Origin of the sequence: Planktosalinus lacus (assembly GCF_014640155.1) — a bacterium.
GTDB lineage: Bacteria > Bacteroidota > Bacteroidia > Flavobacteriales > Flavobacteriaceae > Planktosalinus > Planktosalinus lacus.
Genome location: NZ_BMGK01000002.1, coordinates 150,712 through 174,066, shown reverse-complemented (window position 1 = coordinate 174,066; position 23,355 = coordinate 150,712). Strand labels below are relative to the sequence as shown.

Sequence of the window (23,355 nt, the reverse complement as noted above, 5' to 3'; positions counted from 1 at the left end):
CAAGTGAAAACAACACAAGACATACTCGAAACCAACAAAAAGCAAAAGGAATTTTATAATACCAAAAATAAAAACCTGGCGACGCGTATTTGGTCCAACTTGCGTGAAAAAACCCTGAAGAGCATCCGCAGGGAGACAGGCATGTTGCAGCAGTCATATGATTTGCACAAGGAATGGTTTGGGGATCTTAGAGATAAAAAAGTCCTGGATCTAGGGTGTTTTTCAGGTAACAATCTATCAATGTATCTTGCTGAAAACGCCAAAGCCTATGTGGGCCTTGACCTTAGTGATCTTGCCATAGCGCGTCTTAATAAACGTCTGGAGTCTATTCCCACGGCCAAAGCCATCGCAGCCGATTTTCTTTCTGAAGATTTTGACGAATCCGGTTTTGATATTATCTATGCATATGGGGTGTTGCACCATTTTGAAAATGTTGACGTACTCATCGCCCGGTTAAAGGAAAAACTAAAGTCCGGTGGGATTGTTGTTAGCTATGACCCCTTGGAAACCAGTTTACCGCTTAAAATAATCCGAAGCGTTTACCGTCCCTTTCAAAGCGATGCCGCCTGGGAATGGCCTTTTACAAAAAAAACATATTTTAAATTTGACAACGCATTTATCATTGAAGAACGCCGGGGGCTGTTGGGAAAGGCCAAGTGGGTCTTTGCCCTGTATTTTTTACCCCTAAATTCATCCAAAAAGCAATCCCTGGGAAAAAAATGGCATGAAGAAGATTGGGAAAAATCAGCCACATCAGACAAGCACCTTTTTAATTGCATGCATGTGACGATGAAGATGCGTAAGGGGTAGTTCAAGAGTTTATGGGTTTCTGGTGTGCATGGTTTTGAATAATTGCTATGGAGCCCCACATTATTTTTAGTAATTTAGATCCTTATCACCAAACTCTAACTGATATATAACAAATTATTTTGTAAATCAGATGACCCAATAATATTGCAGAACAAATTTTAGGGTGTTTTGTTGATTAAGAAGAACTTAATGAGTTAAAAAACACAAAAAAGGCATTACTACACTTTGATGTTGCCAAAATTTCAATAGAAAATATTTTTATAAAAAATTGCTGGATGAATTGGATAAAACTCCTTTTGTTAGATTACAAAAAATACAAAAAGTATGGGGGTAATTTTATTACGATTGTATTTTTAACTCAAGGTTTTTGGGCGATTTTTCAACACCGAATTGCACACGCTGTTTACAAAATGTCAATTCCAATTTTTAAACAATTATTGCAAATTTTCTGCTTATTTTGGCAAAAAGCAATTGAAATTTTAACAGGAATTTCAATACCTGCTTCTGCTCAAATTGGACATTCTTTTTACATTGGACATTTTGGAGGAATTATTTTAAATGCTAAAACAATTATTGGTAACAATTGCAATATTTCTCAAGGCGTAACGATTGGTGTTTCTGGACAAGGAGATAACCGAGGTGTTCCTAAAATTGGAAATAACGTTTACATTGGGGCTAATGCTGTAGTTGCCGGCAAAATTATTGTAAAAGATAATGTTTTAATTGCGGCGTGTTCTTTAGTAAATACAAATACTGAGTGTAATAGTGTTATGATGGGTGTTCCAGCAATTAAAGTGTCAGAAAAAAGTTCGGAGGGCTATATTTAAAATGGGATTAGTTGTGATTTCATCTGCGCCAATAGTGATAAAAGAAAGAGAAAACTTTCTTTATGCACCCTATGAAAAAGAAATGCAGTTGTGGGCTAGGTATACCCATTCAATTCAGTTTTGTTGCCCTATTTGGAAAGAAGATAAAAAATTATTGATAGCTCCAATTTCATTTGAATTGGAACCTACAATTGAATTAAAAGAATTTAATATAAATTCTTTTATAAATATGTTAAGAGCAATTCCAACTGTATTTATTAATTCAATTCGAATAATTTATGCCATTAAAAATGCCGACCACATCCACCTGCGCTGTCCCGGGAATATGGGTTTGCTGGGGTGTGTGGTGCAGGTTTTCTTTCCGAAGAAAAAGAAAACAGCTAAATATGCAGGGAACTGGGATCCTGCCGCCAAACAACCCCTGAGTTACCGCTTTCAAAAATGGATCTTAAACAATACCTTCCTCACCCGAAACATGCAGGTAATGGTTTACGGTCACTGGCCGGAGGCTTCCAAAAACCTACTTCCCTTTTTTACCGCCACCTATCCTGACTCCAAAAAACAACGCATTACAAAAGAATTCACGCTCCCCTTCAAAGCCTTGTTTGTGGGAGGGTTAACCCCCGGGAAAGACCCTTTGTATGCCTTGCAACTGGTGCATCGACTACAACAAAAGGGAATTGATATTAATATGGACCTCTATGGGGAAGGGGTTCAGCGCAAACAACTGGAACAGTATATTGAAAAATACAAGCTCCATAGAAGCATTGTTTTAAAAGGCAACCAATCTGCAGATGTCGTAGAGCAAGCTTATAAAGCCGGTCACTTTTTAATCCTGCCCTCCACTTCTGAAGGCTGGCCCAAGGCGGTGGCCGAAGCGATGTTTTGGGGGTGTGTGCCTATGGCCACAGCCGTTTCCTGTGTACCAGAAATGCTGGGGGAAGGGGAACGGGGACTCTTACTTACTAAAAACCCGGAGGAGGACGGACGACTGCTATTAAACCTGCTGTCAAACATGGAAACCATCAAACAACAATCTCTGGCAGCTCAACAATGGTCGCAACAATTTACGCTGGAAGCCTTTGAGGAAAAAATCAGGGGCTTGATTGAATAGGAGCGGGGGCTCACGCAAAGGGGGCGCAAAGTTTAACCGCAAAGAATTCGCGAAGAATTTATATAATATTTTTTATTTTTAGATAGTATTTAAAAATTATGAACGAGAATGAACTGTCATATTTAGTAATTGGATTAGCTCTTGAATTACATAAAAATGTTGGTCCGGGCTTATTAGAATCTGCTTATGAAAATGCATTGGCTTATGAAATAAGAAATAAAGGTCTCGAAGTGTTACAACAAGTTCCAATGCCTTTTATTTATAAGGAGGTAAAGTTAAAAGTAGGATATAGAATTGATTTGTTAGTAGAAAATAAATTACTAATTGAGGTAAAATCTGTTGATACTTTAGCTCCGGTTCATTTTTCACAGTTATTAACTTATTTAAAATTGTCTGATAAAAAATTAGGTCTACTTATAAATTTTAATAGTAAGCTTCTAAAAGGTAATATTCACAGAATTGTAAACAATCTGGAAGAGTAATTAATGAACTTTAAAGTAAACTTTGCGTTTCTTTGCGAACATCTTTGCGTTTCTTTGCGAGAAACCAATATTGCTTTGCGTGAACCCTTTTTGTTCATCACCTTTTAAGGCGTTAAAGAATAAGTACAAATGAACCCATGAAAATCCTTCACCTTATAGATTCCTTAAACGCCGGCGGGGCAGAGCGGATGGCGGTGTCCTATGCCAACGCCCTGGCTGCACGGGGAGGTTCGGTGTTTTTATGGAGTACTCGTGAGGAAGGCCTTTTAAAAGAGACCATCAGCCCGCAGGTACACTACCGCTTTTTAAACCGCCAAGGTCCCATCGGACTCCGGGCACTATTCAATGCCACTCAACTTATTAAAGAAGAGAAGATTCAACTCATACACGCGCACAGTACTTCCTGGTTCTTTGGAACCCTGTTGAAGGGCTTGAACCCCTCAGTAAAACTCATTTGGCATGACCATTATGGAAGCCGAACGCAAACCACAAAGCGGTCTAACAAAACACTTGTCTTGTGTTCAAGCTATTTTGACAAGGTAGTGGCTGTGAATAAGGAGTTGGTGCAATGGCATCAAACATATTTACGAAATGTTCAAAGTGTATACCTTCCTAATTTTGTGTCATACCCAGAAGCAATTCGGGTACCGGACTCAGGAAGTGGTTCTACCAAAACAATTGTTTGTATGGCCAATTTACGTCCACCCAAAAATCATGAGAACCTCATCCAGGCGTTTTCATTACTACAACCTGAAGCACCCGATTGGAAACTACTATTGATAGGGAAGGTGTTGAATGACGCCTATTCAGATAGGGTTCAGAATTTAATTACCGATAAATCTTTGAGTGACGCGGTGGTTGTTTTAGGAGAACGAGCAGATGTTTTTGAACTTTTACAACAGGCTGAAATTGGTGTACTGAGTTCAGATATGGAAGGTCTGCCGATGACGCTATTAGAATACGCCCGCTCCGGTCTGGCTGTGGTCACGACCGATGTGGGGGATTGCCGTGAAGTGGTGCAGGACTTTGGCAAGGTAGTGCCACCCAATACTCCTGAAGCATTGGCAAAGGCCTTGCTGGAGTATATCCAACAACCCGAACAACGTTTACAAGACGCCGGGCAACTGCAGGCACACATCAAAGCACATTATACCGAAGAAGCGGTATTGCCGCAAGTTATAAAGCTGTATGAAAACCTGATTGGGTAGTGATGGGATGTATCATAGATGTTAAAAAACGGTCGTTTTGTAACAAAACCTTTGGTATCTTTACCTATAACTAATTCAAAAATATAGATCCCTATCCTATGCTCAAAAAATTCATCACCCTGGAATGGAAATCGTTTAAGCGCTCTGCTTCCTTTAAGGCCAATATGGTTTTAAAAGTGTTTATGGTGCTGGGGGCACTTTATTTTATCGCCATGTTTTTGTTACTGGGGTTTGGGAGTTATTTTATACTCGAAAAATTTGAACTGGAGCCGTTCCCCACTGTCAACCGCTTTTTGATTTACTATTTGATACTCGATTTGATAATCAGGTTCTTTTTACAGAAAATGCCGGTGATGAATGTGCGGCAATTGCTTACCCTTCCCATTTTCAAAAAAACCATTGTGCGCTATACCCTGGGTAAAACCATCATGTCCTATTTTAACTGGTTGCATTTGTTTTTCCTGCTGCCTTTTTCAGTGGTACTGATTCAACAGGGGTTTGATGTGGTGGGCGTACTGGCGTGGTTTTGCAGTGTATTTGCATTGATTTTCTTCAATAACTTTATCAATATACTCATCAACAACCGTGACTGGTTGTTATATACCATTGGCGGAATCCTCATCACTACGGTGGGTTTGCATTATTATGAAGTGATTGACCCCACCCTGTATACCGGGCCTGTATTTCAGACGTTGTATTCGCAACCTTATTCTATGCTGCTACCGCTTTTGATGCTTGCAGTAGCAATGTGGTTGACCTATCGGTTCTTTTTCAATCATTTGTACCTGGACTCCGGATTGTCCATTAAGCAACAGGATGCCACCACTGAACAACTCACCTGGCTGGATCGCTTTGGCTTGATGGGTACGTTCCTGAAAAATGATATCAAGCTATTGCGGCGAAACAAACGTTCTAAGACCACTTTGTTCATCAGTGTACTGTTTATTTTTTATGGCTTACTCTTTTTTACCGGTGCCGTTGAAGCTTATGAAGGTCCGGTGTGGCGCATCTTTGCCGGCTTGTTTGTCACCGGAGGGTTTCTGTTTACGTTCGGGCAGTTTGTGCCCAGCTGGGACAGTGCTTATTATCCACTGATGATGAGCCAGAACATTCGCTACAGAGACTATCTGAATTCCAAATGGTGGCTGATGGTGGTTGCCACCACTGTTACCACGCTATTGAGTTCGTTTTACCTGTATTTTGGCTGGGAAGTCTATCTGGCAATCATCGTGGGAGCGATTTACAATGTTGGTGTCAATGCACACGTGGTATTGTGGGCCGGTGCCTATGTGAAAACACCCATTGACCTGACGCAAAACAAAAATGTGTTTGGCGATAAACAGGCATTTAACATCAAAAGCATGTTGCTGGCCTTGCCCAAACTGTTGCTGCCCATGATTTTTTATGCCATAGGGCATTACGCCCACAGTCCGGAAGCGGGCTATCTGATAGTCGCCTTGACGGGCGTACTGGGGTTTGCCTTTAAGGAAAAAGTGTTTTCCATCATCGAAAACATCTATAAAACCGAAAAGTATAAAACGATTGCAGCCTATAGTGAGAGTAAGTAGGAACGTAGTGAGAATATCGAATATCGAATATCGAAGTGAGAATTTAGAAAATAGAAAAATGCAAGAATTTTCAGCGGTCTTTGCGGGTAATCTTTGCGGTCTTTGCGAGAAACATGTTTACCTAAAGTACACTAAGAAACTTTGAAACCTAAAATACAGCATTTAAATTAACAAATATAACACTATGATACACGTTGAAAACCTGAGTAAAGCATATGGTACCACTAAGGTGCTTGATATTCCGGAACTGGAAATTCCCAAAGGACAGAGCTTTGGATTGGTGGGGAATAACGGTGCGGGAAAGACTACTTTTTTTAGTTTGTTGCTGGACCTGATTCAATCGACCACCGGACACATTAGCAGCAATGGTATTCAAATAAGCAGTAGTGAGGAATGGAAGCCTTATACTTCAGCGTTTATTGACGAAACCTTTTTGATTGGCTACTTAACCCCCGAAGAGTATTTTTATTTCATCGGCGAACTGCGAGGCTGGAACAAAGCCGATGTGGATCAGTTCCTCGAAGGATTTACAGATTTTTTCAATGATGAAATCCTGAACAAACGTAAATACCTGCGTGATTTATCTAAAGGAAATTCCAAAAAAGTGGGTATTGTGGGGGCACTCATCGGCAATCCGGAAGTCATCATACTCGATGAACCCTTTGCCAATCTGGATCCCACCACACAAATCCGTTTAAAACGCATCCTGAAAGCACTGGCTGATAAACCCGAGGTTACCATCTTGGTCTCCAGTCACGACCTGCAACACACCGTGGAGGTTTCCAACCGTATTGTGGTCTTGGAAAAAGGACTGGTGGTCAAAGACCTTCAAACCAATACCGAAACCATGAAAGAACTGGAAGCCTTTTTTAGCGGGGAACCGGCCGATGTTGAATGATGAATTTTAATTGTTGCTCTTTGCTCTACAAATATGTGACCCCGCTGGGGTCATGTTGGAATTGTTGCTCTTTGTTACAAATATGTGACCTCGCTGAGGTCAGGGTGGATCTAATTTTCTTTGCTACAAATATGTGACCCGCCTTTGGCGGGGTCATGTTGGGTTTGTTGATCATTGCTACAAAGATTTGACCCGCCTTTGGCGGGGTCAGGGTGGAATTGTTGCTCTTTGCTACAAAAATGTGAACTCGCTGAGGTCATGTTGGAATTGTTGTTCCTTGCTACAAATATGTGACCTCTCTGAGGTCATGTTGGGTTTGTTGTTTCTTGTTACAAATAGGTGACAGCAAATTCACGACCCCGCCAAAGGCGGGTCGAATATTTGTAGTAGAAAAACACCCCGTATAAAGCCGACCCGCCTCAGGCGGGTCGCATATTCTGTCCAATCATTGTGCAACGCCGATGGGGTTAATAAATACGTTTTATTTTTTGATTACAAATATATGACCCGCCTCTGGCGGGGTCAGATAGGAATTCTTTTTCTTTGCTACAAATATGTGACCTCGCTGAGGTCATATTGGAATTGTTGTTTTTGCTACAAAGATTTGACCCGCCTCTGGCGGGGTCAACTTGAATTTGTTGTTCATTGCTACAAATGTATGACCTGTCTTTGGCGGGGTCAGATTGGAATTCTTTTTATTTGCCACAAAGATTTGACCCGCCTCCGGCAGGGTCTAGAGATAAGGACTTAATCTATAATTCTCTTCCCTCTTTTCAAAACAAATAAACCTTGAACATTGAACCTTGATTTTGCCCCCTAACCTTGCATTTTACTTCCAAAACTAAGGTCCCCTGCATCGCCCAATCCCGGAACAATATAGCCGTGTGCATCGAGTTCAGGGTCAACCGTGGCTATCCAAAGGGTATAATCGACGGGTAATTCACGGTTGAGAAAATCAATGCCGGGTTGTGCTCCAATGACCGAAACAAGGTGTACTTTTTTAGGCGTTCCCAAATGTTTGATGGCTTCGAGTACGTTGACAAACGTCTTACCGGTAGCGAGCATGGGGTCGGCAAGGATCAAGGTTTTTCCTTCCAGCGAGGGGGCGGCCAGGTATTCCACTTTGATTTCAAATTGGGTTGCTGAGGTGTGCTGCCTGTAGGCCGAGATAAAGGCATTTTCTGCCTCGTCAAAGCAATTCTGCAAGCCGTGGTGGAGGGGTAAGCCCGCTCTGAGAATGGAACAAATCACCAGTGGGTCTTGAGCTAGTTTTGTCTTGGATGTGCCCAAGGGTGTTTTTACTTCCCGGGCAACATAGGTCAATGTTTTACTGAGCTCATACCCCAGCAGTTCGCCAATGCGCTCAATGTTTCTGCGAAATCGCATCGAATCTTTCTGGATGTTGATGTCCCGTAATTCAGCAATGTATTTGTTTAGGACTGATGATTGGGTGTTCAGGTTATGGATGTGCATAGTAAATGTGTTTATTCAAAATAGTCAGTAAAGCGTTTTAACTCGTGTAATAACCATTCTACCGTTCCTCTGTTCTCTGACAATGCTTCGATGCGTTTGCGCAGGCCTAACTGATAATTATGCAATTGAGCCCGGGCATCACCGCTCATTTGGGTGTTTTGGTTCAAGGCATCAATTTCTTGTGTAAGGGCTTCATGAAGCGGGGCAACGGCATAGGTGCGTTGTGATAATGCTGCTTCACACAAATCAATCATTGATTGAATATGGTTGGTGGTGACTTCATCAGTGGGCCATTTTTCTCCGTCATTGAGTTTTAAATTGATCATGGTTGCAGAGGAATGGGCATCAGGAATCGCTACCGGCGGAAGTGAGGGTGTGAGCAGCAGGTAACAACAGAACAAACTGAGTAGTGTTTTCATAGAATGGTTTTTTTATTGGCTTGAAATACCGTATTTATAAAAATTATGATAAGGGCAAGAGGGAACAGACAGCTTGCGATGCTTAAAATTAAGTAATAATTTTCAAACAAGGGAAAGTCCAGCCACAAACTAAACCCTTTGTAGAAAATAATGAGTTCGGTAACCACAAACACAGCGAGGTACAGCAGCATGGCTTTTCGCGAAAGCTGTAACAAAGCTGTTTGTTTTAAAAAGGCAAACTGGGCAATGCTCACTACCCCCAAAAAGACCAAATGCAGATAGCCAATGACAAAATCGGGCGTGTAATAAGCCAGCATTGCAAAATAGGGGATGGCTGACAGCAGTTGCATGTCAGATTTTATTGCTAATAAAACCCCGGCCCCAATCAGCAAAGGCCCCACACCGGGAAGGAGCCTTTTGGAAAATGGTTTCCACCGTGGATAGAGCCACAAAAACAACCAAATAAATACAATGGTTTGCAAAATCGCTCCCAGTGCGCCCAACACATACAAGGTCCAGTGGGGTTCTGTAAAAAGGGTGGACAGAAAAAAGGTGAGCAGCACACTGCTGTTCAAGAGTCTGAGAAATTTACCTTGTTTTTTGGGATGGAGGGTGAAGTCTCCCTGTTCCAGTAAAAACACCAGCACTGCCAGCAAAGCGACTACAAACCAGCCGTTGTATTGAAAATGCAAATAAAAATAGATGGCCATTTTATACCAGACCGAGGTGCTTCCCAGGGTGTTCATAATGGCACCCAAAGCCCAGGGGCCAATGCTTGAAAATACCATATAAAGCACCGCCCACCGCGCCAGTTTGAAGGACAAACGGGTACGGAATTCAGCAGGTGTTTTCTTTAAGAACAATCCTGCAAACAAATAGGAAGCGATTAAAAACAGTGTTGAAAAAAGGATGGAAAACAAGGCATACCCCTGAAATGGGAAACTCAGCAGCATTCCCGCCAAAGTGACTTGTGTAAACCAGAAAATACGCCTGTATGCAACTGCGACCTTTGCCTTCTCAAGGAATAGTTTGTACAACAAGGTGGTCAAGCCAATATAGACCCAGCCCAGCAGTGCAATATGAGAATGTGTATGAACCAGAAAACGATAAGTAGCCGGGATGTCAGCTACTGCAAACAAACGGAGGATAGCGCCCAGCAAGGCGGCCAGCAAGAAGAAAAAAAGAGCTAAATGGGTATGGGATTGTAAATGAATCTTCATTGTAAGGCGGCTCAGTGTATATTGGAATCTGTGTTACAATGGGGACAGGTTTCAAGGGTTCCTTTTTTTAAACGGATGCCATCGAGGTTTGTTTTCACAAAATCCTGCACCAGCATATAACTGTCTTTGTGGTTGTTTACATCAATTTGTTTGTCTTTGTAAAGTGTGCGGATTTTTCCGTCGTATTGTTGACGTCCCCAACACAAAGCACAAACGCCTTCCGGAGCCCTGTCTTTGGTTTCTTCTTCGGGTTTCTTGAAGAAGTTAACAATGGTTTCAACAAGATCCATAAGATTGGTTTTAGATTAGAGTTTTTTTGTGATTTTAGCTTTGAGTGTGTCGGCATACATGCCAAATGCATTCACAACCAATCCTTTAATGTTGTGTTTTGCTGATGAAATAGCCATGATGATCATTTCATCACCGGGGTCTGTATTGCCCTCAAAGCGATAGAGTTCGTCGATTTCAAAGGCATCGGGTGATAATTCTATGGCCGGCGCATTGCAAATCAAACAGTTTTTATCTTCATCACTTGAGAAATTGGCAGTATAGCCCCTTTTCATCAAATCTTCCATGGCTTCTGTAACGGTATCATATGACTTTGGAACGGACATTTTAGCGTTTGTTTTGATGTACTTTTAAAGATACAATTTTATTTCCAGAATGCGTCCTCCCAGGTTTCGCAATCTTCTGTTTCCCCGTGAACGGTTTCCAGGAGTTTGATCTCCTCAGGATTTGCCACTTCCTGTATGGCCTGAAACAACACACGCTCTTCAAAACGGATGTGGTCGTTTAGCAGGCGTTCAATTTTTGAAAGGGTTTCAGAAACAGCATCTTCTTTTTCAAACAAGGCTTTGAGTTGCCGGTGTTCATCAATGGCTTGTTGCACCAGGTGATTGTCACTTCCCAGAATGGGGAACAAATAACGTTCTTCTGTATCAAAGTGGGGAATCAATTGGCTTTCCCAAAACCAGTCAGTGTATTTTTTGATGCGCTCAGGAATGATCCCTAAGGAAAATCCTTTTTTGATTTTCCAGCTAAGGAGGAGTCCGTGGTGGTGGTCCCGGCTCCAGGGCTGCAGGGCGGGGTGTCTTTTAATGGGCTGTTTCATAAAACCTGAATTGAACCTTAAAGGTATTGGTTTTTATAGAATTAAAGAATTCTGTAAAGTGTAAATTAATCCAATACAAAAAGCCGGAGGGTATCTCCGGCTTTTGAACATCAAGTCTAATTGGCTAATTACAAGAGGTAGAACTTACGCTGGGCACTCCGGTGCTGCTGTTTATACAAAACGCGCCCCCGGTAAATTTGTAACATTTTTCGGTGGATACATAGCCTAAGTCATATTCAGCCAAATAATTGAAGTCTCCTGCACCACACTGCCATTCCATTCTGATTTTCACATCGTGCGCCCCGGAGGGGGGTGTGACATTAGCGACCTCATCCTGATCGAGTTCATAATACTGGCTGTTGTAATTGGTAGTTGAATTTTGTCCTTTATACCTTAAACGAAAGCGGGTGTCATGGTAACAATTGTTGGTCACAGTAATTTCCTGATGTTGATACGGTAAGCTTCCACATTCTTCAACGGTATAATCTGTTGTGTAACCCATTTTGGCCAGAGAATTGTCCTTAAGGTACCGAATGGTGTACCCAATGGGGACCCCCGGGTTATCCCGGCTGTAGACGGCATTATCACCGGTGATGACATGATTTAATGAACCGGGACCGTCTTCAATATTTGCGGTGTTGATACTGCTGAGTGCCACTTCTGCATTCCCGCCTATGGCAACAAGACTCATACTTGAATTTTGCACGATTTCGTCATACGTAGCATTCACACTACCCGATGCTGAATTCACACCGCTGGAATATTCCAGCACAGCTCTTAAATCGATTGAAGTATCCATATTTGTGGTTTCCATGCGCAACATCAAAATACGGCCATAAGAAACAGCGCTTACATACGCCGGTGGGGTTTCAGAATTTAAAACGTTTTGAACCTCGGAAAGGCTTACATCAGGACCAAAAACGCTGCCTGCAGATAGGGGAGTATCCATAGTGACTGTGTAGAACACCTGCTTAAACGCAATGGAGGCTACCCTGCGTTCGGTATTGGTTTCATAGTTCAACTGAGACGCAAAATCGCCGGTGGCCCAGGCAACATTTAGGCCAATATCCAGACTCAGTTGTGTGGAGGAATAAGAAGTTGCGGCCTGATATGAGGAGTTGGAGGCATTGACATAGCCTTGTTGATAAGCATTGTCATTCCACCACTCCAGTGCATTGTCCAGTTGTGAATTCACTTCTGAATTGTTAGGATTGTTGACTTCTATATTTCCGTTGCTTCCTATACCGGGCAGATCAAGCCTTAATGTTAATGGGGCCCTTTCTAAAGAGAGTGGAGTGGGTGCTCCATCGAGCATCCCCTGGTCTCCGACGACCAATGCCCCGGGAAAAATCACACCGTTTGTGGGGCGTAAAATAGCCACATCATCAAAATTTGAATTCAGGTTGTAATCCTGAATCATACATCCTGTAACAGTGCCTTGATTGGGTGGAGAATAATCTGTTGTTTCATTTAGTAAGGTTCTCAAACTGGGTGCGCCCCCGGTTTCCTGAACATTCAGCATTTCATCAGGGTTGTAGGTCAGGCTTTGAATGTAAGCGGTGATATCTGCCGCATCTGCATTGATGGGTTGAGAGTCATCTTCCTTACTGCATGAGATGATTAAAAGGGCAAGCAGTGTGATTGCTGTGAAATTTTTTAAGGTGCTTGTAGTTTTCATAAAGAGTTTGTTTAATATAGTTTTTCAAAGCTACTTGCAACGAGGGTTTTTGCCAATTTTGAGGGATGGACAAAGTATGGACACGAATGATAAATTGTTTATTTGAAGCTATTTAAGGAAACTTGAAGCTACACTAGGTTTAAAAGGTATTTGTGGTAAATTTTAAAAAAAGCCTTAGATAGTGCCCATGATTTTATGTTTCAAAAGTGGAATAATCGCTGGGATTCAAGCCATAAAAAAATTTTACATACCTTTATTTCAGCTAATTACCATGTTTTGAAAGAACTTATTTTACTCATTGTATTCTTTTTTGTTGGCAGTATTCCAGTTTTATCTCAAAATCAAAATGCGATAGACAGTTTACAACAGGTGATTTTGGAAACCAAAAATACTACGGTAAAAATGAAAGCTTACCGTGAGCTCTTCAGTATGGTGTATGACCGGGATATGGAGCGTGCCGATCGAATTATTGACAGTATGGAACTGGCTTCTGAACATGATGACTTTGTTGGTTTAGGCCACCTGAATCAGGTAAAAGCGGTTTTCTTCGCCAGAAATTCTGAACTTGATTCATCAGAATATTACTTTAAACAAGCCGTCAGTTGGTTTGACAAGGGCGGCGATTTAGAAAACAAGTCGGGTTCTTTAGGAAGTCTGGGTAACAACTACCGCAGAAAAGGAGATTTTGAAAATGCTGCTGCCAGTACTATTCATGCGTTACGCCTTAAGGATACATTGGGTCTGGAGGAAATTTTTAAGGCCAAAGATTACCTTTCCTTGGGAAATATCAATTCTGAAGTAAGAAACTTTCAAGCATCAAATGAGTATTTCTTCAATGCGATTTCCATTTATGAAGCTGAAGGCAACCAGCAGTTTGTTGCCCATCTCAATACCAATATTGGGATGAATTACAACCATCTAAAAGATTTTGACCGTGCTGAGGAATACTTGCTAAAAGCGATTGCTTTTTATGAAGAAAACAATCTGGATTACTATTTAATGAGTGCTTACAACGCACTGGCCAATGTGTATAAAAACACTGATAAAACAGTACTTGCCATCGAATACTTTAAACAAGTACTCAGCTTAAGTGAACAATTAAACGCTACCGAACTCAAGGCAATAGCAACGCTAAACCTTGGGGTGATGAGTCAGAAAACAGGAAATTACAGGCAAGCAGAATCCTATTTGTTGGAGGCTCTGGAACTCAATAAGGAAACGGGCTCTTTGTATACCCTTTCAAGTAATTATGATATTTTGGCCAATGTCTATACCGATTTAAATGATTTTGAAAATGCCTATCAATACAGCAGACTATATCAAAACCTGAATGACAGCATAAGCGGAATTGAAACCAAAGCGGCTATCAAAGAGCTTGAAAAAAAGTATGAAACAGAACGAAAGGAAGCTGAACTGGCATTGCAGGAAGAGGAAATCAAAAATTTAAATCAGGAAATTGAAATCAGTAATTTAAATAAAACGCTTTATGGCATAGGTTTGATTTCTATGATTTCCATAGCGGGATTAATTTTACTGGTTTACAGACAGCGCATTAAAAGAAACCGACTGGCTTATGAAAAGCAACAAGCAATTTATAAACAAGAATTGGATTTTAAACAACGTGAGCTCGCTTCTCAGACACTACAGATTCTTCAAAAAAACACTTTTATCAACGAATTTGATCAACGCATACATCACGTAGTTAAAAATCCCGAAGCCACTGAAAAAGAGTTAAGACGCTTGAAACAACTAATTAAAACTCATATGGCAGAGGAAAAAGACTGGGAGGTTTTTAAAACTTACTTTACCGAGGTACATCAAGATTTTGAACAAAACCTTAAAAATAAGGCACCCACCGTTACTGAAAAAGAAGTAAGACTGGCCTCTTTTTTAAGAATGAACCTGAATACCAAGGAAATTGCTACAATATTAAACGTGCTGCCAGATACCATCCTAAAATCAAAATACCGACTCAAAAAGAAATTACAGCTTCCCTCTGAAGAAGACCTTATTTCATTTATTAAAAGTGTTTAATACAGCCCTTAGCTCCTTTTGTAATATGTTGCTGTTATTTTTGAAATTAAAATTACAAACGAACCCATCAAGACTGTCCCGGAAGCAATAAATAAAACAATCCAAACCCGGGAGCGTTCCATCATCTCCCCAAAAGGCGCCTGGGGTTCTTCAAAAAACCAAAGGCTTTTGGTGATACCCATGCCCATTAAGGCAATCAGAAAGATCAACAGCGAAATTTGCGTACCCCAAAATCCGGCTTTTAACCATTGGGAATGATGGTTTTCCTCTTCGGGCAACAAAAAGTAGAAAACAGCAGCCAGTAAAATCATGGTATTGATGCCGATGGTGGTTCCCATAGCGTGGGCCGTGATAAAATGCGTTCCGTGCATATAGAGGTTGATGACCGGGATGGACATAAAAAGTGCCAGTGTAAGGTTGAAAAACAACCAAAAGTTTGAAGCCAGAATAAACCGATAGGGAAAATAATGAAGATATGTTTCTGCTTCAGTAACTTGTTTTTTCCAGGTGTAAATAATTTTTATAAAGAACACCCATTCGGTCATACTCACGATATAACCCACATAATGAATAGTGGGGTTGGTGGGTACCAAATACAAATGATGCCCCCAGTTGAAGAGCATATTGAAGAAACTGAGAAAAAAAAGAGCAAAGGCCCACTTGTTGAACCCGGTATTGGCTTGTTTGCTGATGCGTTCCATCACATAAAAAGCGGTACCATAGACCAGCATATTGTAGGCGCCCACTATGCTTCCGGCGGCTTTCCATTGGATGACCATATCCTTGATAAAGGACTCCCTGAAATAGGGGATGACCCATAGATAGTTTTCGATAAAAATAAACAGGAAATAAAGGATACCTGTGAACCACATCCAGAGATAGACCGGCCATTTTTTAATGGCCCTGACTTTGAGAATAAAGACCACTAAAAACAATACCCAGGCAAGACCAATTAACAGGGCAAAAACGGGAGGATACTCCCAGTATTCACGTCCACCAAAGTTACCGGTAAAATAGGCATAATAAATACCGATGAGTGCAATGACCCATAGTATCCAGTGCAGTAATTTTAAATATTTGTGATTGTTTTGTTTGGTAATTTCGTCCAGCGACCGGTAAATAGCCCCCGTGGCAGCCAATAAAATCCAGAAGATGGCTGCGGTGACGTGCATGGGACGCAATCCTGACAAACCGATACTGTCTTTTAAAAACTCAGGATAGCGATATAGTAACGAAGCCAAAAAACCAAAGATGACACTGGCCAGAAACAAGACCAGTGCTGTTATCAAAAAGAGGTTACCGATATTTTTATAACTCTTAATCATACATTTTTCGTGTTATGGGCGCAAGATTTTGCGTCTCAACCACGTCTGAAATTGATTAAATCGTTCATCACTGTTCAATCATCCCATTCCACAGTTTTCTATACTCCTTTGGATTGGAAGAGCCGCTGGCATTGGACGCTTTTAAAAACTCAAATAATTGGTTTGTTTCTTCTTCAGTCAAATTGAATGCGGGCATGGAAGCCGCGCCATTTTTTAAAAAGGCATCTACATAATGGTAGCCTTTCTCAGAGACATTGGTTAAATCGGGTCCCAGAAAACCGCCCAAACCATACAGCTGATGACACACATGGCAATTGTATTTTTGCCAGACCAACCGGCCTTGTTTTTGCATTTCGGCATCATAGTCTGCCGGTTTTTTTTCATAGACCGCTTCATCCCGATAGATATTCCACGAAAACAACAAAAATGCTGTACTCAACAACACAAATGTTATGGAAACCCATTTATTCATAGAGGGTGTCGTTGATAATTAATCGGGCAGTCTCAGCCATGTTTTGCAGTTCCCATATCGATTGTGAAGATTTATGGTAAACCGAAAGTTTTTTTATCTCTGAAAACAAGCTGTCTATTTCAGCACCAAAAGGCTTCAGAGGCATTTCCAGACTTTTGTTGAGGTAAAACCGATACATCAGTTCCTGAAGGGCTTTTTTCAAATGAGCTGTTTTTACTGTAGTGGTCACAGGATTTTTTGAAACTGAACCAGTTCTTCCGCTGAAACCAGCTGTTGTTTTGTTTTGTTTGAGTTCGGAAGCCACACTCAATGCAGCTTCATGGGCAAAGACCACTGCTTCCAGCAATGAATTAGAGGCAAGACGGTTGGCACCGTGAAGTCCTGTGGATGCACATTCGCCATTGGCATATAAGCCGTGAAGAGTCGTTTTTCCTTCGCGATTGACTTTGATTCCACCACATTGATAATGTGCCGCCGGGGCTACTGGGATAGGTTCGTTAAAAAGATTGAAACCATGTTTTTTACACTGCAGTATAATGTTTGGAAAATGAGACCGGAGCGCTTCCCGGTCGAGGTGTCGACAGTCCAGCCAAACATGGTCATGACCTGTTTTTTGCATTTCCTTAAAGATGGCTTCACTGAGAATATCACGGGTAGCGAGTTCGCCTTCAGGGTGATGTTTAAATACAAAGCGTTCCCCTTTGTGGTTGATAAGGTAGGCACCAAAACCGCGTAAGGCTTCGGTTATCAAAAACACCGGATTTTTTGATGTAACCAGGGCGGTTGGATGAAACTGATAAAACGCCATATGTTCTACAACAGCTCCTGCCCGGGAAGCCATGGCAAGACCGTCTCCGGTAGCGATGAGCGGGTTGGTGGTTTTGGAAAATACTTGTCCGCTGCCACCGGTGGCGAGGTAAGTGATGTTTGATTGTATTGAAAATGATTGTTCATTTTTATCTAAAAACTGAGCGCCGTAACATCGCTTGTTTTGGACAAGTAAGTCTGTAGCAAATACTTCTGTTTGAAACTGAATATTTTTAAACCGGCTGAGTTGTTGCAGCAGTGCTTTTTCAAGTGCCAGACCGGTTTGGTCTTTGTGATGCAGAATGCGGGCCACGCTGTGACCGCCTTCCAAGCCATAATCCCATTTTCCGTCTGAAGTTTTATCAAAAGGGGTCCCCCACGCAATTAATTCCTGAAGCCGTTTGGGGGCTTTTTCAACGACCATGCGCACTGTTTGGATATTAGAAAATCCTTTGCCGGCTTTGAGGGTGTCGCTTATATGGGATTCAAAACTGCTATGGATGTTGTCCATGACGGCTGCAATGCCACCTTGGGCGTATTTAGTATTGCTTTCAAAGCGGTCAGCTTTGGTGACTAGGACGATATCGGTTTTGGGTTTGCGTTCGGCCAGCTTAATGGCAAATGCCAATCCTGCAATTCCCGAACCTATGATTAATACATCGGTTTGCATCATCATGACAGTTGGAGCATTTTTTCGATTGGTTTCAGGGCTTCTACTGCCAAGGAGCTTTCCACGTATACTTCGGGAGTTTCGTCGCGCAGGCAACGATATACTTTATCAAGGGTATTCATTTTCATAAAGGCACATTCACTGCAGGCGCAGCTGTTGTCTTCGCGTGAAGGTGCGGGAATGAGTTTTTTGTCTGACACTTCCTTGCTGAGCTGATGCAGAATACCCACTTCGGTGGCAACGATAAACGTATCGGCTGTGCTGTTTTTAATGAAATTGCGCATCTGTGATGTTGAACCAATAGAATGGGCTATGCGTAAAACAGCTTGTTCCGACTCGGGATGGGCTACAATTTTTGCACCCGGATTTTCTACTACCAGATCAATGAGTTTTTCAAGAGAGAAGGCTTCATGAACAATACAACTGCCATCCCACAACACCATATTTCTACCGGTGGCTTTGTTTAAGTAAGCGCCCAGGTTTTTATCGGGTGCGAAAATGAGGGGTTGGTCCTCCGGTATGGAACGAATGATTTTTTCAGCATTGGAAGAGGTACACACATAGTCACTCATTGCTTTGATATCGGCTGAGGTGTTGATGTAAGTCACTACTTTATGGTTGGGATGTTTGGCTTTAAAAGCTGCAAAATCATCAGGCAAGCAATTGTCTGCGAGCGAGCAACCGGCCAGGAGGTCTGGGAGGAGCACTTTTTTATTGGGACTGAGGATTTTGGCTGTTTCAGCCATAAAATAGACTCCTGCAAAGACGATGATTTCAGCATCGGTTTCTGTAGCTTTTCGTGCCAGTTCCAGACTGTCACCCACAAAATCAGCCACATCCTGTATCGCCTCATCCTGGTAATAGTGAGCCAGTATGATGGCGTTCTTTTTCTTGCGTAATCGGTTAATTTCTTTTCGTACGTAATAAGGTCTGTCTACCATAGTATGCTATTTATGCAAAGATAAGAATAAATAAAGACCTTTTTATCTTATAATAAAAATATTTACTATCTTTATATAAGGTTTTAGCTTGTTATTTCACCTTTAATAACACTCATTTATAGAATCTGTTTAATGGCTTGAAACCAACTTGAAAGAAAATCCTGGGTATCATTAAAAAAAATATTATTATGAGCGATTTGCATTTACATCTGTTATTAAACCATTTTCCGTTGATTGGTTTAGCAATTGGGGCTCTTGTTTTATTGTTTGGTTTTTTATTAAAAAAACCAAACATAAAAGCAACTGCTTTGGGGATTTTTGTTTTTAGTGCAATTATGGCAATAATAGTAAATTATACCGGTGAGGGAGCAGAGCATGCTGTAGAAAACTTACCCGAATTTAGTGAGCAATATATAGAAACACACGAAGATGCTGCAGAATTATTTTTGGTTATGATGCTTGTTTTAGGTGGGGTTTCATTAGTCACGCTGATTTTAGTAATCAGAAAAATGAAATTGGCTGTTTATGGGTATATATTGGTAACTCTTCTTGTTATAGCTGCTGCATTTGCAGCAACTGATGTTGGAAATACTGGGGGCGAGATCAGACACTCTGAAATACGCCCCGAGGGTACAATTAATCAACAAGAATTACAAAAGAAAATTAAAGACGACGATGATTAAAAATTGTTATTCAAAAAGTAATACAAGAATAAATCTTAATTTTTATTGATATTATTTTTATAGCATTAAAAATCAAGCAGTTAATTAAACCTTCAAAACCGCATCACCCGCTTCTAATTGTGATGAAAGTGTTTTTAATGAAGTAGTTTCCAGCATGGCAATTATTTGTGTCCGAATTGGTTTAAAAGTATGATGAATGGGGCAGGGGGCAAGTTCATCACATGTTTTTAAGCCGAGTCCGCATTCCGTAAATAGCCCTTCACCGTCAATGGCCAACACCAAATCTTTGAGTTTGATGCGCTCCAAATCTTTCTCTGAAATGGAAAACCCACCGTTGGGTCCTTTATTGGATTGCACGAGTTTATTTTTGGCGAGTTGCTGCAGGATTTTGGCTGTAAAGGGCTCCGGCGAATCGATGGCTTTTGCAATTTCAGGCAATACCACGCGCTTGCCTTGCAGCGATTGTGCAGCGATATGCAATGTGGCTCTGATGCCGTATTCACAGGCTTTTGAAAACATGGTTACAAACGTACGAAAAATTAAAATTCCAAAACTCAAATTCCAAATTCCAAAACGATATTAGTTGAATTGGAATTTGGAATTTATTATTTGGAGGTTGTTTACACTACTGCACAGCCCCCTCCGGCGCAGGCTGCTTCTGCTTTGAGGTCGGTGTCGTCTTCAAATTCCATGACGTTGCGCAGGTCGATGGTGTGGAGTTTGGATTCCATTTTTTCAAATGCTTCCTTCGTTATGTCGGTAAAGGGAGCTTGTTGGTAGTTACCATTGTCAAAGGGCAAAACGCTTAAACCATTATAAGAAGATTTGTTGTGCCACATCCATTCGCCCACTTTGCCCCATTCATCGGGTTTAATAGAAACGGTGGCAGAAACATTATTGTCATTTTCACCATTGCGATATCCTTTTTTAATCCATTGTTCGTTGAATTTGGCAATGCGTTTCAATAGATCCATTGTGTCTTCGTGACGGGTGATGGCTCCCATCGGTGCATTTTGAGGGATACACACGATCATTTGTTTGGAGTTGAGTAAATCGGCTTCAATCAATTCGGGATGATGTTCGGTTAAATACCTGCAAAGTGCTTCATCTTTACCAATGCGAATGCGGCGGATGTAGTACTTGTTGTGCCAGGCGTGAATACCCGATGAAGTACCCAACACCAGCGAAGTAGTTCCTGACGGCTTGATAGTGGTGGTGCGGGCTGCGATGTGGATGTCAATCTGTATAGCTACTTCTTCGTTGACTTTCTTGACCACACGTGCAGCTTCGTCTAGATTGAGCGTGTCGAGTTTTCCGGAAGCAATACCGGTCATCCCAACACCGATGAGGGCGTCTTTTTCAGTATGGGTTTTCCATTTTTCACGCAAGTAGTGAAAGTTGGTAAAGCCGGCCTGAAGCGTCCCCAGAAAGGCAGCTGTCGCCACACGTTCATTGAGGTCCTGCTGGCTTTTGATATTGCTGACGTTGACTTCACAGAGGTTGCAAAACTGGAAAGGACGTAAGGCGATTTCACAACAGGGATTGGTTCCCCAATCGATGTTATTTGTGAAATAAAATCCGGGTTCGCCGCTGCCGCTCAATTCTATTTTTGTCCACAGGTCAAAAAACTCACGCTCGGTAATATTTTCGCGGTGGAGTACAGCCGAGTTGTTGGCCCGCCCGCGTTGTTCATTCAGTTCCCACCAGGGACCGAATTTACACGTAAGCATATCCTCATCGTCGTGAGAGAAAAGGGCAATCATTGCTGAGCGGCGAATTCCACCTGCCAGCACGGCATTGGCGATGTGGCACATCATATCGTGACACTCCAAAGGGGTGAGTTGTTCACCGTCCTGTTTGCGGTCTAAAATAGCTGAAAGGTGGGCGATGCAGATCTTCAGAGGTTCCGGACCGGGAGCTTTTCCACCGGCAGTGACGAGGCGGCTCCCTTTGGGCCGAATGTCTGAAAAATCAAAATCGGGTTTAGACTCATGTATACCAAAGTAGTATTTCAACAGTACTTTGACTGCATCTGCCCAACCTTCCAGGCTATCACCAACTAAAAATTTTCTTCGTTTATTTCCTTTTTTGATGGGAGGTAAATTGGCGACGTGGTGTTTTTGAACCGAATACCCTACACCGGTACCTCCCAATAAAAGGAACATCGTTTCAGAAAATGCATAGATATCATCTACAGGTAAATACGCACAGTTATAAATACGACTGTGATTGCGATTGATAGCCGGGCCTGCAAATTGCATCGCACGCATTGAAGGCAACACCTTTTTGTCACGCACCCGTATCATATGTTCTATGATTTGAGTGGTGAGTCTGGGGTATTTTTCCAGCATCATATTTTCATAACGGTCACAGATTTCCTGCCAAACTTCCCGTCGGTTTTGCTCGGGGAGGTAGCGGGCATATTTCATATGTACAACAATGTCTGATAGTATTTCCTGATTCATTTCCATAATTTTGGTATTTAAGGGTTAGCAACTCGATTTTAAAATTAGGCATTAAATGAATAAAAGATAAAAATATCTTAAATAACTATTAACAAAGTTTTCAACAAAAAACAGCCATTGTTTTCATTACAAAGGCAAGGTTTGCACCTTGCCTTTGACATTTCTTTTTGCGTAAACACAAACCATTAAAATCACAAAAAGAATTTTGAATCTTAAACGTTCTTTTATACTTATTGAATGATCGTTTTTTCCATTTGCTTGGCTTTGGGAAAGAGAATGTTGTTTTCTAAATGCACATGGAGGTGGAGGTCATTTTCAAATTCTTCCAGTTTGGCATAAAAGGCTTTATAAGTATTGCAGGCATGAGCAGGAGGGGTGTAATTGTTTGAAAGCTCAGCAATCTCACGGAAAATTATACCGGCGGCATCATGTTCTTCTTCCATCATTGCAATAGGGCTGTCAACGGTTCCAAAAGGTGGATGGGGTAAGGTAATACCTTCTTTTTGTGCAGCAACCATTTTCTTAATAAATGGAAACAGAATCAATTCTTCTTTTTTCATGTGAGAGGCAAGTTCGCCAACTACTCGTTTTACCAAATCATTGATTTCAACCAGCTCAGTGTTGTGATGGCCGTGTACTTTCATCACCCGGTCTGCATATTGTAATAATAACGAGGAGTTTTCTTCCACATAAGTATGGTGTACATTGATGATATGGTCTGTGAGAAAATCGGGTGCCCAGGATTTGTAATTGTAAGTGCGGTCATTGTCAGATAATGCCTTGCTTAACTCTTCTTCCAGGGTTGCATAATCAATTCCTTTTTTTTCACAGGCGCGTTCAATGCTAATGCCTCCACCACAGCAAAAGTCGATGCCGTGTTTTTTAAAGATGTGGGCAGTTTTTATGTTTTCGGTAACCAGATCGGCTACGGTTTTTTGTTTTAGAGTTTCCATTGTTTTTTGAAATTAGATTTTAGACATTCGTTGTGATATATTCCTTTTTATACTTTGTAAAGGTCATTCATGAAGTTATCTTATTTTATGACTTGGCGCATATTGGTTTCAAGTTTCAAGTTTCAGGTTTCAAGTTTCAGGTTTCAAGTTTGTTTCTTAAAAAAGTAAACTATAAATGGACTTAAGCTGTAAACTTT

23 protein-coding genes are annotated in these 23,355 nt (G+C 41.4%); 9 read left to right on the top strand and 14 right to left on the bottom strand.

Going from position 1 to position 23,355, the window contains the following annotated elements; all coding sequences use genetic code 11:
* Positions 1 to 3 precede the first annotated feature (3 nt).
* The 7 genes from IEV69_RS03000 (at position 4) to IEV69_RS02970 (ending at position 6,907) form a co-directional block, all read left to right on the top strand.
* A complete protein-coding gene (locus tag IEV69_RS03000) occupies positions 4 to 810 on the top strand; it encodes a class I SAM-dependent methyltransferase (RefSeq protein ID WP_188439323.1) in 807 nt (268 codons plus the stop codon).
* A gap of 275 nt (positions 811 to 1,085) precedes the next feature.
* Entirely contained in the window at positions 1,086 to 1,637 is a 552-nt protein-coding gene (locus tag IEV69_RS02995) for a serine O-acetyltransferase (RefSeq protein ID WP_188439322.1), read from the top strand.
* 1 nt (position 1,638) lies between these two features.
* On the top strand, positions 1,639 to 2,751 hold the full coding sequence (locus IEV69_RS02990; protein ID WP_188439321.1) for a glycosyltransferase family 4 protein: 1,113 nt from the start codon (positions 1,639 to 1,641) through the stop codon (positions 2,749 to 2,751).
* A 98-nt stretch (positions 2,752 to 2,849) separates the two neighbouring features.
* Positions 2,850 to 3,233: a GxxExxY protein gene (locus IEV69_RS02985; protein WP_188439320.1), complete on the top strand. Its 384-nt coding sequence runs from the start codon at positions 2,850 to 2,852 to the stop codon at positions 3,231 to 3,233.
* Between the two features lie 137 nt (positions 3,234 to 3,370).
* Positions 3,371 to 4,441: a glycosyltransferase gene (locus tag IEV69_RS02980; RefSeq protein WP_188439319.1), complete on the top strand. Its 1,071-nt coding sequence runs from the start codon at positions 3,371 to 3,373 to the stop codon at positions 4,439 to 4,441.
* Positions 4,442 to 4,539: 98 nt separating this feature from the next.
* Positions 4,540 to 6,009 (top strand): DUF5687 family protein, encoded by a 1,470-nt coding sequence (locus tag IEV69_RS02975; RefSeq protein ID WP_188439318.1) that lies wholly within the window; start codon positions 4,540 to 4,542, stop codon positions 6,007 to 6,009.
* A gap of 184 nt (positions 6,010 to 6,193) precedes the next feature.
* A complete protein-coding gene (locus tag IEV69_RS02970) occupies positions 6,194 to 6,907 on the top strand; it encodes an ABC transporter ATP-binding protein (RefSeq protein ID WP_188439316.1) in 714 nt (237 codons plus the stop codon).
* 816 nt (positions 6,908 to 7,723) lie between these two features.
* Here the strand turns inward: IEV69_RS02970 and upp are convergent.
* From upp to IEV69_RS02935, 7 genes are all read right to left on the bottom strand, one after another.
* On the bottom strand, positions 7,724 to 8,380 hold the full coding sequence (gene upp / locus IEV69_RS02965; RefSeq protein ID WP_188439314.1) for a uracil phosphoribosyltransferase: 657 nt from the start codon (positions 8,378 to 8,380) through the stop codon (positions 7,724 to 7,726).
* Between the two features lie 11 nt (positions 8,381 to 8,391).
* A complete protein-coding gene (locus IEV69_RS02960) occupies positions 8,392 to 8,799 on the bottom strand; it encodes a hypothetical protein (RefSeq protein ID WP_188439312.1) in 408 nt (135 codons plus the stop codon).
* Positions 8,796 to 10,019: a hypothetical protein gene (locus IEV69_RS02955; RefSeq protein ID WP_229741291.1), complete on the bottom strand. Its 1,224-nt coding sequence runs from the start codon at positions 10,017 to 10,019 to the stop codon at positions 8,796 to 8,798. Before IEV69_RS02955 ends, IEV69_RS02960 begins: the two co-directional genes overlap by 4 nt.
* Positions 10,020 to 10,030: 11 nt before the next feature.
* Positions 10,031 to 10,309: a hypothetical protein gene (locus tag IEV69_RS02950; protein ID WP_188439309.1), complete on the bottom strand. Its 279-nt coding sequence runs from the start codon at positions 10,307 to 10,309 to the stop codon at positions 10,031 to 10,033.
* 15 nt (positions 10,310 to 10,324) lie between these two features.
* Positions 10,325 to 10,633 (bottom strand): phosphoribosylpyrophosphate synthetase, encoded by a 309-nt coding sequence (locus IEV69_RS02945; protein ID WP_188439307.1) that lies wholly within the window; start codon positions 10,631 to 10,633, stop codon positions 10,325 to 10,327.
* Positions 10,634 to 10,671: 38 nt separating this feature from the next.
* Positions 10,672 to 11,130, bottom strand: coding sequence for a hemerythrin domain-containing protein (locus IEV69_RS02940; protein WP_188439305.1), 459 nt, complete (start codon positions 11,128 to 11,130; stop codon positions 10,672 to 10,674).
* Between the two features lie 124 nt (positions 11,131 to 11,254).
* Entirely contained in the window at positions 11,255 to 12,808 is a 1,554-nt protein-coding gene (locus tag IEV69_RS02935) for a thiol-activated cytolysin family protein (protein WP_188439302.1), read from the bottom strand.
* Positions 12,809 to 13,084: 276 nt separating this feature from the next.
* Between IEV69_RS02935 and IEV69_RS02930 the strand changes: the two genes are divergently transcribed.
* On the top strand, positions 13,085 to 14,842 hold the full coding sequence (locus IEV69_RS02930) for a tetratricopeptide repeat protein (RefSeq protein WP_188439300.1): 1,758 nt from the start codon (positions 13,085 to 13,087) through the stop codon (positions 14,840 to 14,842).
* A gap of 8 nt (positions 14,843 to 14,850) precedes the next feature.
* Here IEV69_RS02930 and IEV69_RS02925 read toward each other — a convergent pair whose 3' ends face one another.
* The 4 genes from IEV69_RS02925 to nadA all read right to left on the bottom strand — a co-directional run bounded on the left by IEV69_RS02925 (position 14,851) and on the right by nadA (position 19,057).
* Positions 14,851 to 16,167 carry a cbb3-type cytochrome c oxidase subunit I gene (locus IEV69_RS02925; protein ID WP_188439298.1) on the bottom strand — a complete coding sequence of 439 codons (1,317 nt, stop codon included), beginning with the start codon at positions 16,165 to 16,167 and terminating at the stop codon, positions 14,851 to 14,853.
* Between the two features lie 67 nt (positions 16,168 to 16,234).
* Entirely contained in the window at positions 16,235 to 16,639 is a 405-nt protein-coding gene (locus IEV69_RS02920; RefSeq protein ID WP_188439296.1) for a c-type cytochrome, read from the bottom strand.
* On the bottom strand, positions 16,632 to 18,122 hold the full coding sequence (gene nadB / locus IEV69_RS02915) for an L-aspartate oxidase (protein WP_229741289.1): 1,491 nt from the start codon (positions 18,120 to 18,122) through the stop codon (positions 16,632 to 16,634). The genes IEV69_RS02920 and nadB overlap by 8 nt, the downstream gene beginning before the upstream one ends.
* On the bottom strand, positions 18,119 to 19,057 hold the full coding sequence (nadA, locus tag IEV69_RS02910) for a quinolinate synthase NadA (RefSeq protein WP_188439295.1): 939 nt from the start codon (positions 19,055 to 19,057) through the stop codon (positions 18,119 to 18,121). The genes nadB and nadA overlap by 4 nt, the downstream gene beginning before the upstream one ends.
* Positions 19,058 to 19,245: 188 nt before the next feature.
* Here nadA and IEV69_RS02905 point away from each other — a divergent pair, with 188 nt between their 5' ends.
* Positions 19,246 to 19,740: a hypothetical protein gene (locus tag IEV69_RS02905; protein WP_188439293.1), complete on the top strand. Its 495-nt coding sequence runs from the start codon at positions 19,246 to 19,248 to the stop codon at positions 19,738 to 19,740.
* A gap of 84 nt (positions 19,741 to 19,824) precedes the next feature.
* Here IEV69_RS02905 and IEV69_RS02900 read toward each other — a convergent pair whose 3' ends face one another.
* From IEV69_RS02900 to ric, 3 genes are all read right to left on the bottom strand, one after another.
* Positions 19,825 to 20,259, bottom strand: a complete 435-nt coding sequence (locus IEV69_RS02900) for an RrF2 family transcriptional regulator (protein WP_188439291.1) — start codon at positions 20,257 to 20,259, stop codon at positions 19,825 to 19,827.
* Positions 20,260 to 20,360: 101 nt separating this feature from the next.
* On the bottom strand, positions 20,361 to 22,205 hold the full coding sequence (locus IEV69_RS02895; RefSeq protein ID WP_188439289.1) for a glycyl radical enzyme family protein: 1,845 nt from the start codon (positions 22,203 to 22,205) through the stop codon (positions 20,361 to 20,363).
* Between the two features lie 230 nt (positions 22,206 to 22,435).
* Positions 22,436 to 23,158 (bottom strand): iron-sulfur cluster repair di-iron protein, encoded by a 723-nt coding sequence (gene ric, locus IEV69_RS02890; protein ID WP_188439287.1) that lies wholly within the window; start codon positions 23,156 to 23,158, stop codon positions 22,436 to 22,438.
* Between the last annotated feature and the right edge of the window lie 197 nt (positions 23,159 to 23,355).